Consider the following 13,864-nt stretch of genomic DNA (forward strand, 5'->3'; position numbering starts at 1 on the left):
TATTCCCTAATAAGGAAGGAGAAATTACCCAATGGCAAGAGAGTTCTCCTTAGACAAAACTCGTAATATTGGTATCATGGCTCACATCGATGCCGGTAAAACGACAACGACTGAGCGTATCTTGTACTACACTGGTCGTATCCATAAAATTGGTGAAACTCACGAAGGAGCTTCACAAATGGACTGGATGGAGCAGGAGCAAGAACGTGGTATTACAATCACTTCTGCTGCTACTACAGCACAATGGAAAGGTTACCGTGTAAACATCATTGATACACCAGGACACGTAGACTTCACTGTTGAAGTTGAACGTTCTTTGCGTGTACTTGATGGTGCGGTTGCTGTTCTTGATGCACAATCAGGTGTAGAGCCTCAAACTGAAACAGTTTGGCGCCAAGCAACAACTTACGGAGTACCTCGTATCGTATTCGTTAACAAAATGGATAAAACCGGTGCGGACTTCCTTTACTCTGTAAGCACATTAAGAGATCGTCTTCAAGCGAACGCTCATGCAATTCAATTGCCGATCGGCGCTGAAGATCAATTCGAAGGAATCATCGACCTTGTAGAAAACGTAGCATACTTCTACGAAGATGACCTTGGAACTCGCTCTGATGCACAAGAAATCCCTGCTGAGTATAAAGACAAAGCTGAAGAGCTTCGCAGCAGCTTGATTGAAGCTGTCGCTGAGCTTGATGAAGAGCTTATGGAAAAATACCTTGAGGGTGAAGAAATCACAATTCCTGAATTGAAAGCTGCAATCCGTAAAGGAACTTTGAATGTTGAATTCTACCCAGTTCTTGTTGGATCTGCTTTCAAAAACAAAGGTGTTCAGCTTGTACTTGACGCTGTGCTTGACTACCTTCCTGCACCAACTGATGTTGCTGCAATCAAAGGTACATTGCCAGATACAAATGAAGAAGTTGTACGTGAGTCTACTGATGACGCACCATTCGCAGCTCTTGCATTTAAAGTTATGACTGACCCTTATGTTGGGAAACTAACTTTCTTCCGCGTATACTCTGGAACACTTGATTCTGGTTCTTACGTGAAGAACTCTTCTAAGAACAAGCGTGAGCGTGTTGGACGTATCCTTCAAATGCACGCAAACAGCCGTGAAGAAATCTCTACTGTATATGCAGGGGATATCGCAGCAGCTGTTGGTCTTAAAGATACATCTACTGGTGATACTCTTTGTGACGAGAAAAATCTTGTTATCCTTGAGTCTATGGAATTCCCAGAGCCAGTTATCGATGTAGCTATCGAGCCTAAATCTAAGGCTGACCAAGATAAAATGGGTATCGCTTTAGCTAAACTAGCTGAAGAGGATCCAACATTCCGTACACAAACAAACACTGAAACTGGTCAAACGATCATCTCTGGTATGGGTGAGCTTCACCTTGATATCATTGTTGACCGTATGAAGCGTGAGTTCAAGGTTGAAGCTAACGTAGGTGCTCCTCAAGTTGCGTACCGTGAAACATTCCGTTCTAGTGCAAAAGTTGAAGGTAAATTCGTACGTCAGTCTGGTGGACGCGGTCAGTTCGGACACGTATGGATCGAATTCGAACCAAACGAAGAAGGCGCAGGCTTCGAATTCACAAATGCAATCGTCGGTGGGGTTGTTCCACGTGAATACATTCCAGCAATTCAAGCAGGTCTTGAAGATTCACTAGAAAATGGTGTATTAGCTGGATTCCCATTAATCGACATCAAAGCAAAATTATTCGATGGATCTTACCACGATGTTGACTCTAACGAAATGGCGTTTAAAATTGCTGCATCTATGGCATTGAAAAATGCTGTCAGCAAATGTAACCCAGTTCTACTTGAGCCAATGATGAAAGTAGAAGTCGTTATCCCAGAAGAATACATGGGAGACATCATGGGTGATATCACATCTCGTCGTGGACGTGTAGAAGGTATGGAAGCTCGCGGTAACGCTCAAGTTGTTCGCGCTATGGTTCCACTTTCTGAAATGTTCGGATATGCAACTGCACTCCGTTCTAACACACAAGGACGCGGTACTTTCACTATGCACATGGATCACTACGAAGAAGTGCCTAAGAGCATCAGTGAAGAAATCATCAAAAAAAATAAAGGTGAATAATTGATTTTGCCTTTAAACTAAAGTATAACTACTATTGAAGATCAGAAAGTGGGAGGTAACTCTTCACTTTCTATCACTCATACCAAATACAATGAACCTTTAAGGAGGATTTTTAGAATGGCTAAAGAAAAATTCGACCGTTCCAAATCGCATGCTAACATTGGTACAATTGGACACGTTGACCATGGTAAAACAACTCTAACTGCTGCTATCTCAACAGTTCTTCATAAGAAATCTGGTAAAGGTACAGCTATGGCTTATGACCAAATCGATGGTGCTCCAGAAGAGCGCGAGCGTGGAATCACAATCTCAACTGCACACGTTGAGTATGAAACTGAAACTCGTCACTATGCACACGTAGACTGCCCAGGACACGCTGACTATGTTAAAAACATGATCACTGGTGCTGCTCAAATGGACGGCGCGATCTTAGTAGTATCTGCTGCTGATGGTCCAATGCCACAAACACGTGAGCACATCCTACTTTCTCGTAACGTAGGTGTTCCTTACATCGTAGTATTCCTTAACAAATGTGACATGGTTGACGATGAAGAGTTACTTGAACTTGTTGAAATGGAAGTTCGTGACCTTCTTTCTGACTATGACTTCCCTGGTGACGATGTACCAGTTATCAAAGGTTCTGCTCTTAAAGCTCTTGAAGGTGATGCTGATTACGAAGCAAAAATCTTCGAACTTATGGATGCGGTTGATGAGTACATCCCAACTCCAGAGCGTGACACTGAGAAGCCATTCATGATGCCAGTTGAGGACGTATTCTCAATCACTGGTCGTGGAACAGTTGCTACTGGTCGTGTTGAGCGTGGACAAGTTAAAGTCGGTGACGAAGTTGAAATCATCGGTCTTCAAGAAGAAAACGGTAAAACAACTGTTACAGGTGTTGAAATGTTCCGTAAACTTCTTGACTATGCTGAAGCTGGTGACAACATCGGTGCACTACTTCGTGGTGTATCTCGTGAAGATATCCAACGTGGTCAAGTACTTGCTAAACCAGGTACAATCACTCCACATAGCCGTTTCAAAGCTGAAGTTTATGTACTTTCTAAAGAAGAGGGTGGACGTCATACTCCATTCTTCACTAACTACCGTCCGCAGTTCTACTTCCGTACAACTGACGTAACTGGTATCGTACATCTTCCAGAAGGTACTGAAATGGTAATGCCTGGCGATAACACTGAGATGGAAGTTGAACTTATCTCTACTATCGCTATCGAAGAAGGAACTCGTTTCTCTATCCGTGAGGGTGGACGTACTGTAGGTTCTGGCGTCGTTTCTACTATCATTAAGTAATAACAGTTAAAAGAGACTCCTTGCAAAAGGGTCTCTTTTTTTGCTTTTCCAGTGCATAACAGCTACTATAAGCTATAGAATCTAAATGGAACCGAGAGGATCACTGGAATGGCGAAGACAATGTTGAAAAAGTGGCCGATTGGCGGGGTTGATCAATGGATTATGATAAAAGAAGATCAAGCAGAAAAAACAAAACCTGTTTTATTATTTTTACACGGTGGCCCAGGCTCAGCTCAAATGAGTTATATCGATTCCTTTCATAAGGAACTTGATCAAGACTTCACTGTTGTTCATTGGGACCAGCGCGGTGCAGGACTGTCTTATCAAAAAAACATTCCTGAGTCTTCTATGACCATTGGGCAATTCGTAGAGGATACGATTGAGCTTACAGAAAAACTGCTTTCTTATAATGATCAAACGAAATTATACATTGCGGGTTATTCATGGGGATCATTAATTGCGATACAAGCTGTACATAAACGACCAGATTTGTATCATGCCTATTATGGAGTTAGTCAGGTGGTTGATGTATTAAAAGAGGATATTGTATCGTACGAACTTCTTCTAAAAAAATATCAAGGCAAGCATTTCTTCACTAGATGTCTAAGATTGCTGACACCACCCCCTTGGAAACGCACCTCTGCTCATGCTTTGTTCTCTCTATACAAAGAGTTCGCAAAAGTAGGGCTCACGCATAGGTGGAAGCCACTTTTTCAAATGCTGTATGCATTTCTTGTTAGTAAGCATTATCAGCTAAAAGATAAGTGGAAATTCCTTATGGGACAGAAGTATAGCCAGGATATGCTGTGGGACGAGCTGATGAACGAAAGCATTCAATACCGAGTTTCTTCTATATTAATACCCTGCTACTTTATCATCGGGGAACATGACATGATTACACCAGCTGCTGTATCAAAACCATATGTTGATCAACTTACAGCACCAATAAAAGAGTGGTTTACTTTTAAAGAATCTGCGCATTCTCCGCATATTGAAGAGCCAGAAGAATTTATTCGTATCGTCAGGAAGACAGCTACACATCATCTTCAGGGAAAGCTTGATTTATAGGCTGAACCCCTGTATAATATGAAAAGTGTGCAAATCATAAATTTATCCGATTTATTATTGCAACACGCAGGCCAATTTGGTACAATAGTGCATGTTGGTCTTTGACTGCGATGAAGTGAGAGGTTGCTGACACACCCGGCCGCTTTGCCATGGCAAGGTGATCAGGTTTTTCTCACGGAGAACTGTCTAACGTAAGTAGGCGAAAAGGAGGGAAAATAATGGCAAAACAAAAAATTCGTATTCGTTTAAAAGCATATGATCATAGAATTCTTGATCAATCTGCTGAGAAGATTGTTGAAACGGCTAAGCGTTCTGGTGCTAGTGTATCTGGTCCAATCCCGCTTCCAACTGAAAAATCAGTTTACACAATCCTTCGTGCGGTGCATAAGTACAAAGATTCTCGTGAGCAATTCGAGATGCGTACTCACAAACGTCTAATCGACATCGTGAATCCAACTCCGCAAACAGTTGATGCACTTATGCGTTTAGATTTACCATCCGGTGTAGATATCGAAATCAAACTTTAATTCAAATAGAAAACACATATTATAGGAGGTGTGACGAATGACCAAAGGAATCTTAGGTAGAAAAATTGGTATGACGCAAGTATTCGCAGAAAACGGTGATCTTATCCCTGTAACTGTTGTTGAGGCTGCTGCTAACGTTGTTCTTCAGAAGAAGACTACTGACACGGATGGCTATGAAGCAATCCAAATCGGTTTTGACGACAAACGTGAGAAGCTTTCTAACAAACCAGAGAAAGGCCACGTTGCTAAAGCGGAAACTGCTCCTAAGCGCTTCGTAAAAGAATTACGCGGTGTGGAGTTAGATGCGTATGAAGTTGGTCAGGAAGTCAAAGTTGATATTTTCGCAAATGGAGATATCGTAGATGTAACAGGAACATCAAAAGGTAAAGGATTCCAAGGGGCTATCAAACGCCACGGACAATCACGCGGACCAATGACTCACGGTTCACGTTACCACCGTCGTCCTGGTTCAATGGGACCTGTTGATCCAAACCGAGTATTCAAAGGTAAACTTCTTCCAGGACGTATGGGCGGAGAGCAAATCACTGTCCAAAATCTTGAGATCGTTAAAGTTGATGCAGAACGCAATCTTCTTTTGATCAAAGGAAACGTACCAGGAGCTAAAAAATCTCTAGTAACTGTAAAGAGTGCAGTTAAAACTAAATAACTCTCTTAGGAAAGGAGGAAACAAGTCATGCCAAAAGTAGCATTATTTAACCAAAACGGTTCTACTAACGGTGAAATCGAATTAAACGCTTCTGTGTTTGGAATTGAGCCAAACGAAAGCGTAGTATTCGATGCTATTCTTATGCAAAGAGCTTCCTTACGTCAAGGAACTCACAAAGTAAAAACTCGTTCTGAAGTACGTGGCGGAGGTCGTAAACCTTGGAGACAGAAGGGTACAGGTCGTGCTCGTCAAGGTTCTATCCGTTCACCACAATGGCGCGGAGGCGGTATCGTATTCGGTCCAACACCACGCAGCTATTCTTATAAATTACCTAAAAAAGTTCGCCGCTTGGCTATCAAGTCAGTATTGTCTTCTAAAGTAATCGACAACAACATCATCGTTCTTGAGGATCTTACTCTTGATGCAGTGAAAACGAAAGAATTCGCAGGCATCCTTAAAGGGTTATCTGTTGAGAAGAAAGCGTTGATCGTCACTGCGGATGCAAACGAAACAGTTGCTTTATCTGCTCGTAACATCCCTGGAGTAACAGTTGTTGAAGCTAACGGTATCAACGTTCTTGACGTTGTCAACCACGACAAACTTCTGATCACTAAAGCAGCGGTTGAAAAAGTAGAGGAGGGACTTGCATAATGAAAGATCCTCGTGATGTTCTAAAGCGCCCTATCATTACTGAACGTTCTGCTGATCTAATGACAGAGAAGAAGTACACGTTCGAAGTTGATGTCAGAGCTAACAAGACAGAAGTGAAAGACGCTGTTGAAGAAATCTTTGGAGTGAAAGTTGAGAAAGTCAACGTTCAAAACTACAAAGGTAAATCAAAACGCGTTGGACGCTACACTGGTATGACTAGCCGTCGCAGAAAAGCGATCGTGAAATTAACTGCTGACAGCAAAGAAATCGAAATTTTTGAAGCGTAAATCTTAAAAAGAAGGAGGGAAATTCAAAATGGCGATTAAAAAGTATAAACCAACCAGTAATGGTCGTCGTGGCATGACTACTTCAGATTTTGCTGAAATCACGACTGACAAACCAGAAAAATCGTTGCTTGCACCGCTTCACAGAAAAGGCGGACGTAACAACCAAGGTAGATTGACTGTTCGTCATCAAGGTGGCGGTCACAAACGTCAATACCGTATCATCGACTTTAAGCGTGATAAAGACGGTATACCTGGACGCGTTGCTACAATCGAGTATGATCCAAACCGTTCAGCGAACATCGCTCTTGTAAACTATGCAGATGGTGAGAAACGTTACATTCTTGCTCCGAAAGGAATCCAAGTTGGTACTGAAGTTACTTCTGGACCAGAAGCTGACATCAAACCAGGTAATGCTCTTCCACTTATCAACATTCCAGTTGGTACAGTTGTGCATAACATTGAATTAAAACCAGGTAAAGGTGGACAATTAGTTCGTTCTGCTGGTACTTCTGCTCAAGTTCTAGGTAAAGAAGGTAAATACGTTCTTGTACGTTTGAACTCTGGTGAAGTACGCATGATCCTTTCTGCTTGCCGTGCGACTATCGGTCAAGTTGGAAACGAACAACACGAACTAATCAACATCGGTAAAGCTGGACGTTCTCGCTGGAAAGGCGTACGCCCAACAGTTCGTGGTTCTGTAATGAACCCTAACGATCACCCACACGGCGGTGGTGAAGGACGCGCTCCAATCGGACGTAAATCACCAATGTCTCCATGGGGTAAACCGACTCTTGGATTCAAGACTCGTAAGAAAACCAACAAGTCTGATAAATTCATTGTACGTCGTCGTAAAAACAAGTAACGGGGTTGTCTACGGTTCATTTAGGACCGTAGTTCAATCACGAAGGGAGGTTCCACAATGGCTCGCAGCTTAAAAAAAGGACCATTTGTTGATGATCATTTGATGGCTAAAGTCGAGAAATTGAATGAAACTGACAAAAAGCAAGTCGTAAAAACTTGGTCTCGTCGTTCTACAATTTTCCCACAATTCATCGGTCACACAATCGCTGTCTATGACGGACGCAAACATGTACCTGTTTTCATTTCTGAAGATATGGTAGGTCACAAATTGGGCGAATTCGCACCAAGCCGTACTTACAAAGGTCATGCTAGTGACGATAAAAAAACAAGACGCTAATGAGAGGAGGCTTTTAAATGCAAGCTAAAGCTGTCGCAAGAACAGTCCGTATTGCTCCTCGTAAAGCACGTCTAGTAATGGACCTGATCCGAGGTAAGCAAGTAGGAGAAGCAGTTTCTATCTTAAACCTTACGCCTAAGGCTGCTTCACCAATTATTGAAAAAGTATTAAAATCTGCTATCGCAAATGCTGAGCACAACTACGAGTTGGACGCTAACAGCCTAGTGATTACTCAAGCATTCGTTGACGAAGGTCCAACACTTAAGAGATTCCGTCCACGTGCTATGGGTCGTGCGAGCGCAATTAACAAACGTACTAGCCACATTACAATCGTTGTATCAGAAAAGAAGGAGGGATAATCCGTGGGTCAAAAGGTAAATCCAGTAGGTCTTCGTATTGGCGTCATTCGTGATTGGGAATCTAAATGGTTCGCAGGAAAAGATTACGCTGACTTCTTACATGAAGACTTGAAAATCCGTGAATTCATCAGCAAGCGTTTGTCTGACGCGTCTGTTTCTAAAGTAGAAATCGAACGTGCTGCAAACCGCGTAAATATCACAATCCACACGGCTAAACCAGGTATGGTAATTGGTAAAGGCGGATCTGAAGTTGAAGCACTTCGTAAAGCTCTTAACAGCCTAACTGGCAAACGTGTACACATCAACATTCTTGAAATCAAGAGAGCAGATCTTGATGCTCAGCTAGTTGCTGAAAACATCGCTCGTCAACTTGAAAATCGTATTTCATTCCGTCGTGCACAAAAACAAACAATCCAACGCACAATGCGTGCTGGAGCACAAGGAATCAAAACAATGGTTTCTGGTCGTCTTGGCGGTGCAGATATTGCTCGTTCTGAATATTACAGTGAAGGTACTGTTCCATTGCACACACTTCGTGCTGACATCGACTATGCTACTGCTGAAGCTGATACTACTTATGGTAAGCTTGGCGTAAAAGTATGGATCTATCGTGGAGAAGTCCTTCCAACTAAGAAGAATACTGCGGAAGGAGGAAAATAATATGTTATTGCCAAAACGCGTGAAGTATCGCAGAGAACATCGTGGAAAAATGCGTGGTCGTGCAAAAGGCGGCACTGAAGTACATTTCGGTGAGTTCGGTATCCAAGCTCTTGAAGCTTCTTGGATCACTAACCGTCAAATCGAAGCTGCTCGTATTGCTATGACTCGTTACATGAAACGTGGCGGTAAAGTTTGGATCAAAATTTTCCCTTCTAAGCCATACACAGCTAAACCTCTAGAGGTCCGCATGGGTTCCGGTAAAGGTGCTCCAGAAGGCTGGGTAGCTGTAGTAAAACCGGGCAAAGTTTTATTTGAAATTTCTGGTGTGTCTGAAGAAGTTGCTCGTGAAGCTCTTCGTCTTGCATCTCACAAATTGCCAATTAAAACGAAGTTCGTAAAACGTGAAGAAATTGGTGGTGAATCAAATGAAAGCTAATGAAATTCGTGACCTTACCACTGCTGAAATTGAACAAAAAGTAAAGTCTCTTAAAGAAGAACTTTTCAATCTTCGTTTCCAATTAGCGACTGGGCAGCTTGAAAACACTGCTCGCATTCGTGAAGTGCGTAAATCAATCGCACGCATGAAAACTGTGATTCGTCAAAGAGAAATCGCTGCTAATAAATAATAATTAGAGGGGAGGCCCCGCAAACATGAGCGAACGTAACCAACGTAAAGTGTATCAAGGTCGTGTTGTTTCTGACAAAATGGATAAAACCATCACTGTTGTAGTTGAAACATACAAAAAGCATTCACTTTATGGCAAACGTGTAAGATACTCTAAAAAGTTCAAAGCACATGATGAAAACAACCAAGCAAAAATCGGAGACATCGTAAAGGTCATGGAAACTCGTCCATTATCTGCGACTAAACGCTTTCGTCTAGTTGAAGTTGTCGAAGAAGCTGTTATTATCTAATAAAGTTCGGATTTCTTTTTCCGAAGGGAGGTAACATTAATGATTCAACAGGAGACTCGTTTAAAAGTAGCTGACAACTCTGGCGCACGCGAAGTACTAACGATTAAAGTTCTTGGTGGCTCTGGACGTAAGACGGCTAACATCGGTGATGTCATTGTTTGTACGGTTAAACAAGCAACACCAGGAGGCGTTGTCAAAAAAGGTGAAGTTGTGAAAGCAGTTATCGTTCGTACTAAGAGCGGAGCTCGCAGAAACGATGGATCTTACATCAGTTTTGATGAAAATGCATGTGTCATCATCCGTGACGACAAGAGCCCACGTGGAACTCGTATCTTCGGACCAGTAGCACGTGAACTTCGTGAAAACAACTATATGAAAATTGTTTCTTTAGCACCAGAAGTACTTTAATGAATACAATCCGCGACTCAAGGAGGTGCGATTAAATGCATGTTAAAAAGGGCGATAAAGTAGTGGTTATCTCTGGTAAAGATAAAGGTAAACAAGGTGTCATCCTTGCTGCTTTCCCTAAAAAGGACCGTGTTTTAGTAGAAGGTATTAACCTTGTGAAAAAACACTCTAAACCAACCCAAGCTAACCCTCAAGGCGGAATTTCTGAACAAGAAGCGCCGATCCACGTATCAAACGTAATGCCGCTTGATCCTAAAACGGGTGAAGTGACACGTATTGGATATAAAGTTGAGGACGGAAAGAAAGTCCGTGTAGCGAAAAAATCTGGGCAAGTTCTAGATAAATAGTAAATAAGGAAGGGAGGTCTTTCTCATGAACCGCCTTAAAGAAAAGTATGTAAAAGAAATTACACCTGCATTAGTTTCTAAGTTTGAATACAAATCAGTAATGCAAGTGCCAAAAATCGAAAAAATCGTGATCAACATGGGTGTTGGTGACGCCGTTCAAAACGCTAAAGCAATCGATACTGCTGTTGAAGAATTAACGTTTATCGCTGGTCAAAAACCTGTCGTTACTCGTGCGAAGAAGTCTATTGCTGGATTCCGTCTACGTGAAGGAATGCCAATCGGTGCGAAAGTAACACTTCGCGGAGAGCGCATGTACGATTTCCTTGATAAACTTATTTCTGTATCTTTACCACGTGTACGTGACTTCCGCGGGATTTCTAAGAAATCTTTCGACGGTCGTGGAAACTACACGCTTGGTATTAAAGAACAGTTAATCTTCCCAGAAATTGATTACGATAAAGTAACAAAAGTCCGCGGTATGGATATCGTTATCGTTACGACTGCCAACACGGATGAAGAAGCACGTGAGTTATTAACTCAAGTAGGTATGCCGTTCCAGAAATAATCAATGAAAGGGAGGCGAAATCGTGGCTAAAAAGTCTATGATTGCGAAACAACAACGCAAACAAAAGTTTAAAGTTCAAGAGTATACGCGCTGCGAACGTTGTGGACGTCCACATTCAGTAATTCGCAAGTTTAAACTTTGCCGTATTTGTTTCCGCGAACTTGCATATAAAGGACAAATTCCTGGCGTTAAAAAAGCCAGCTGGTAATCCCCATAAATGGGAAGGAGGTTATTAAATAATGGTTATGACAGATCCGATTGCAGATTTGCTGACTCGTATTCGCAATGCGAACATGGTACGTCATGAGAAGCTAGAAGTACCGGCTTCAAAAATCAAAAGAGAAATTGCTGAAATCTTAAAGCGTGAAGGTTTTATCCGTGACGTTGAGTACGTCGAAGACAGCAAACAAGGAATTATCCGTTTGTTCCTTAAATACGGCCAAAACAACGAACGTGTTATCACTGGTCTTAAAAGAATCAGTAAACCTGGTTTACGCGTATATGCGAAATCAAATGAAGTACCACGTGTACTTAACGGACTTGGAATCGCAATTATTTCTACATCACAAGGTGTTTTATCGGACAAAGAAGCCCGTGCTAAACAAGCTGGTGGAGAAGTACTTGCTTACGTATGGTAAAAAAAGTTTAAGATGAATGGAGGTGCTTGGTATGTCTCGTATAGGTAAAAAGCTAATCGAGATCCCTTCAGGAGTAACTGTGACAAACAACGATAACACAGTGACAGTAAAGGGACCAAAAGGTGAACTAACTCGTGCATTTCACCCTGATATGGAAATTAAAATTGAGGACAACGTCTTAACTGTAAGCCGTCCGTCTGAAAATAAAGAACACCGTGCATTACATGGTACAACACGTAGCTTAATTGCAAACATGGTTGAAGGTGTATCTAAAGGTTTCGAAAGAGGTTTAGAACTAATCGGTGTCGGTTACCGTGCAGCTAAATCTGGAAACAAACTTGTTCTTAACGTTGGATACTCTCACCCAGTTGAAATCGTTCCTGAGGCTGGAGTAGAAGTAGAAGTTCCATCTCAAACGAAAGTAATCGTTAAAGGTATCGATAAAGAGCGTGTAGGAGCTCTAGCTTCTAACATCCGCGCTGTCCGTGCTCCAGAGCCTTACAAAGGTAAAGGAATTCGTTACGAAGGTGAATTCGTTCGCCGTAAAGAAGGAAAAACTGGTAAGTAAGATCGCTTAATGTGAAGAAAGGAGTGACTCGGATGATTACGAAAACTAGCAAAAACGCTACTCGTCTTAAAAGACACGCTCGTGTTCGTGCGAAACTTTCAGGTACTGCTGAAAGACCTCGCCTTAACGTTTTCCGTTCTAACAAGAACATCTACGCTCAAGTAATTGATGATGTTAACGGTGTAACACTTGTAAGTGCTTCTACTCTTGATAAAGAGTTAAAGATCGAGAATAGTTCTGACGCTGCAGCTGCTACTAAAGTTGGCGAACTTGTTGCAAAACGTGCTGTTGAAAAAGGCATCTCTAACGTGGTATTTGACCGCGGAGGATACTTATATCATGGACGTGTAAAAGCTCTAGCTGAAGCTGCTCGTGAGGCTGGACTTAAATTTTAATAAAAGAAGGAGGGACACATCCGAATGAGTCGTATTGACCCAAGCAAATTAGAGTTAGAAGAACGCTTAGTTACGGTTAACCGGGTAGCGAAAGTTGTTAAAGGTGGACGTCGTTTCCGTTTTGCAGCTTTAGTTGTTGTCGGTGACAAAAACGGTCATGTAGGATTCGGTACTGGTAAAGCACAAGAAGTACCAGAAGCGATCCGCAAAGCTGTTGAAGACGCGAAAAAGAATTTAATTGAAGTACCAATGGTTGGAACTACAATTCCACATGAAATCATCGGTCGATTCGGTGCAGGAAACGTTCTATTGAAGCCTGCTTCAGAAGGTACAGGAGTTATCGCTGGAGGCCCAGTGCGTGCGGTACTTGAGCTTGCTGGTCTAGCTGATATCCTTTCTAAATCTCTAGGTTCTAATACACCGATCAACATGATCCGCGCAACACTTCAAGGTTTAAGTGAACTTAAACGTGCTGAAGATGTAGCGAAGCTTCGTGGAAAATCTGTAGAAGACCTGTTAGGATAAGGAGGGAACAATAATGGCAAATAAATTAGAAATTACCCTCAAACGCAGTGTAATCGGTCGCCCGGAAGATCAGCGTGTCACTGTTCGTACTCTTGGTCTAAAGAAAACAAACCAAACAGTCGTACATGAAGACAATGCAGCGATCCGCGGCATGATTAACAAGGTGTCTCATTTAGTTTCTGTTAAAGAACAATAAAACATTTTTAATCGATAAGGAGGTGCCCAAATGAAACTTCATGAATTGAAGCCTTCAGAAGGTTCACGTAAAGTACGCAACCGTGTTGGTCGTGGTATTGGATCAGGTAACGGTAAAACTTCTGGTAAAGGTCATAAAGGTCAAAACGCTCGTTCTGGCGGCGGTGTACGCCCTGGATTCGAAGGTGGTCAAATGCCTTTATTCCAACGCCTTCCAAAACGTGGTTTTACAAACATCAACCGTAAAGATTACGCGGTAATCAACTTAGACAGATTAAACAGTTTTGACGAAGGAACGGAAGTCACTCCTGAACTTCTTCTAGAGACTGGTGCAATAAGCAAGTTAAAAGCAGGAGTAAAAATTCTTGGCAACGGTAAATTAGAAAAAAAATTAACTGTAAAAGCCAATAAATTCTCTGCTTCTGCTAAAGAAGCGATTGAAGCTGCTGGCGGTACAGCCGAGGTGATCTAAC

The 13,864-nt window shown here is 42.1% G+C and carries 24 protein-coding genes; all 24 read left to right on the forward strand.

Going from position 1 to position 13,864, the window contains the following annotated elements; translation table 11 throughout:
* The first annotated feature begins 31 nt into the window (after nt 1-31).
* The 24 genes from fusA (at nt 32) to rplO (ending at nt 13,863) form a co-directional block, all read left to right on the forward strand.
* Entirely contained in the window at nt 32-2,110 is a 2,079-nt protein-coding gene (gene fusA / locus NST73_RS00715) for an elongation factor G (protein WP_007496301.1), read from the forward strand.
* Between the two features lie 117 nt (nt 2,111-2,227).
* Entirely contained in the window at nt 2,228-3,418 is a 1,191-nt protein-coding gene (tuf, locus tag NST73_RS00720; RefSeq protein ID WP_007496302.1) for an elongation factor Tu, read from the forward strand.
* 108 nt (nt 3,419-3,526) lie between these two features.
* Entirely contained in the window at nt 3,527-4,486 is a 960-nt protein-coding gene (locus NST73_RS00725; protein ID WP_342499300.1) for an alpha/beta hydrolase, read from the forward strand.
* Nucleotides 4,487-4,704: 218 nt separating this feature from the next.
* Entirely contained in the window at nt 4,705-5,013 is a 309-nt protein-coding gene (rpsJ, locus tag NST73_RS00730; RefSeq protein WP_003156464.1) for a 30S ribosomal protein S10, read from the forward strand.
* Between the two features lie 37 nt (nt 5,014-5,050).
* Nucleotides 5,051-5,680 carry a 50S ribosomal protein L3 gene (gene rplC, locus NST73_RS00735; RefSeq protein ID WP_007496311.1) on the forward strand — a complete coding sequence of 210 codons (630 nt, stop codon included), beginning with the start codon at nt 5,051-5,053 and terminating at the stop codon, nt 5,678-5,680.
* 27 nt (nt 5,681-5,707) lie between these two features.
* Complete coding sequence (gene rplD, locus NST73_RS00740) at nt 5,708-6,331, forward strand: 50S ribosomal protein L4 (protein ID WP_007496312.1); 624 nt, start codon at nt 5,708-5,710, stop codon at nt 6,329-6,331.
* A complete protein-coding gene (rplW, locus tag NST73_RS00745) occupies nt 6,331-6,618 on the forward strand; it encodes a 50S ribosomal protein L23 (RefSeq protein WP_003217016.1) in 288 nt (95 codons plus the stop codon). Before rplD ends, rplW begins: the two co-directional genes overlap by 1 nt.
* Nucleotides 6,619-6,646: 28 nt before the next feature.
* On the forward strand, nt 6,647-7,480 hold the full coding sequence (gene rplB / locus NST73_RS00750; protein WP_007496314.1) for a 50S ribosomal protein L2: 834 nt from the start codon (nt 6,647-6,649) through the stop codon (nt 7,478-7,480).
* 57 nt (nt 7,481-7,537) lie between these two features.
* Nucleotides 7,538-7,816: a 30S ribosomal protein S19 gene (gene rpsS / locus NST73_RS00755; RefSeq protein ID WP_003216920.1), complete on the forward strand. Its 279-nt coding sequence runs from the start codon at nt 7,538-7,540 to the stop codon at nt 7,814-7,816.
* A 17-nt stretch (nt 7,817-7,833) separates the two neighbouring features.
* The gene (rplV, locus tag NST73_RS00760) at nt 7,834-8,175 is read left to right on the forward strand and encodes a 50S ribosomal protein L22 (RefSeq protein WP_007496316.1); all 342 of its coding nucleotides are present in this window, start codon (nt 7,834-7,836) and stop codon (nt 8,173-8,175) included.
* A 3-nt stretch (nt 8,176-8,178) separates the two neighbouring features.
* On the forward strand, nt 8,179-8,835 hold the full coding sequence (gene rpsC, locus NST73_RS00765) for a 30S ribosomal protein S3 (protein ID WP_003217241.1): 657 nt from the start codon (nt 8,179-8,181) through the stop codon (nt 8,833-8,835).
* Between the two features lies 1 nt (nt 8,836).
* Entirely contained in the window at nt 8,837-9,271 is a 435-nt protein-coding gene (rplP, locus tag NST73_RS00770; RefSeq protein WP_003225801.1) for a 50S ribosomal protein L16, read from the forward strand.
* On the forward strand, nt 9,261-9,461 hold the full coding sequence (rpmC, locus tag NST73_RS00775) for a 50S ribosomal protein L29 (RefSeq protein WP_003217155.1): 201 nt from the start codon (nt 9,261-9,263) through the stop codon (nt 9,459-9,461). The genes rplP and rpmC overlap by 11 nt, the downstream gene beginning before the upstream one ends.
* A 25-nt stretch (nt 9,462-9,486) precedes the next feature.
* The gene (gene rpsQ / locus NST73_RS00780; RefSeq protein WP_003216906.1) at nt 9,487-9,750 is read left to right on the forward strand and encodes a 30S ribosomal protein S17; all 264 of its coding nucleotides are present in this window, start codon (nt 9,487-9,489) and stop codon (nt 9,748-9,750) included.
* 39 nt (nt 9,751-9,789) lie between these two features.
* Nucleotides 9,790-10,158, forward strand: coding sequence for a 50S ribosomal protein L14 (rplN, locus tag NST73_RS00785; protein ID WP_003216882.1), 369 nt, complete (start codon nt 9,790-9,792; stop codon nt 10,156-10,158).
* A 35-nt stretch (nt 10,159-10,193) separates the two neighbouring features.
* Nucleotides 10,194-10,505 (forward strand): 50S ribosomal protein L24, encoded by a 312-nt coding sequence (gene rplX / locus NST73_RS00790; RefSeq protein ID WP_007496325.1) that lies wholly within the window; start codon nt 10,194-10,196, stop codon nt 10,503-10,505.
* Between the two features lie 25 nt (nt 10,506-10,530).
* Nucleotides 10,531-11,070 carry a 50S ribosomal protein L5 gene (rplE, locus tag NST73_RS00795; RefSeq protein ID WP_003217159.1) on the forward strand — a complete coding sequence of 180 codons (540 nt, stop codon included), beginning with the start codon at nt 10,531-10,533 and terminating at the stop codon, nt 11,068-11,070.
* A gap of 22 nt (nt 11,071-11,092) precedes the next feature.
* The gene (gene rpsN / locus NST73_RS00800) at nt 11,093-11,278 is read left to right on the forward strand and encodes a 30S ribosomal protein S14 (protein WP_008356542.1); all 186 of its coding nucleotides are present in this window, start codon (nt 11,093-11,095) and stop codon (nt 11,276-11,278) included.
* A gap of 31 nt (nt 11,279-11,309) precedes the next feature.
* Nucleotides 11,310-11,708 (forward strand): 30S ribosomal protein S8, encoded by a 399-nt coding sequence (gene rpsH / locus NST73_RS00805; RefSeq protein ID WP_007496327.1) that lies wholly within the window; start codon nt 11,310-11,312, stop codon nt 11,706-11,708.
* Nucleotides 11,709-11,739: 31 nt separating this feature from the next.
* Nucleotides 11,740-12,276 carry a 50S ribosomal protein L6 gene (gene rplF, locus NST73_RS00810; protein WP_008345395.1) on the forward strand — a complete coding sequence of 179 codons (537 nt, stop codon included), beginning with the start codon at nt 11,740-11,742 and terminating at the stop codon, nt 12,274-12,276.
* Nucleotides 12,277-12,308: 32 nt separating this feature from the next.
* The gene (gene rplR, locus NST73_RS00815) at nt 12,309-12,671 is read left to right on the forward strand and encodes a 50S ribosomal protein L18 (protein WP_003216951.1); all 363 of its coding nucleotides are present in this window, start codon (nt 12,309-12,311) and stop codon (nt 12,669-12,671) included.
* Between the two features lie 24 nt (nt 12,672-12,695).
* On the forward strand, nt 12,696-13,196 hold the full coding sequence (gene rpsE, locus NST73_RS00820; RefSeq protein ID WP_007496332.1) for a 30S ribosomal protein S5: 501 nt from the start codon (nt 12,696-12,698) through the stop codon (nt 13,194-13,196).
* A gap of 13 nt (nt 13,197-13,209) precedes the next feature.
* Nucleotides 13,210-13,392, forward strand: a complete 183-nt coding sequence (gene rpmD / locus NST73_RS00825; protein WP_003217067.1) for a 50S ribosomal protein L30 — start codon at nt 13,210-13,212, stop codon at nt 13,390-13,392.
* A 30-nt stretch (nt 13,393-13,422) separates the two neighbouring features.
* On the forward strand, nt 13,423-13,863 hold the full coding sequence (gene rplO, locus NST73_RS00830; protein ID WP_003216888.1) for a 50S ribosomal protein L15: 441 nt from the start codon (nt 13,423-13,425) through the stop codon (nt 13,861-13,863).
* Nucleotide 13,864 lies beyond the last annotated feature (1 nt).

Source organism: Bacillus sp. FSL W7-1034 (assembly GCF_038593365.1).
Lineage (GTDB): Bacteria > Bacillota > Bacilli > Bacillales > Bacillaceae > Bacillus > Bacillus altitudinis.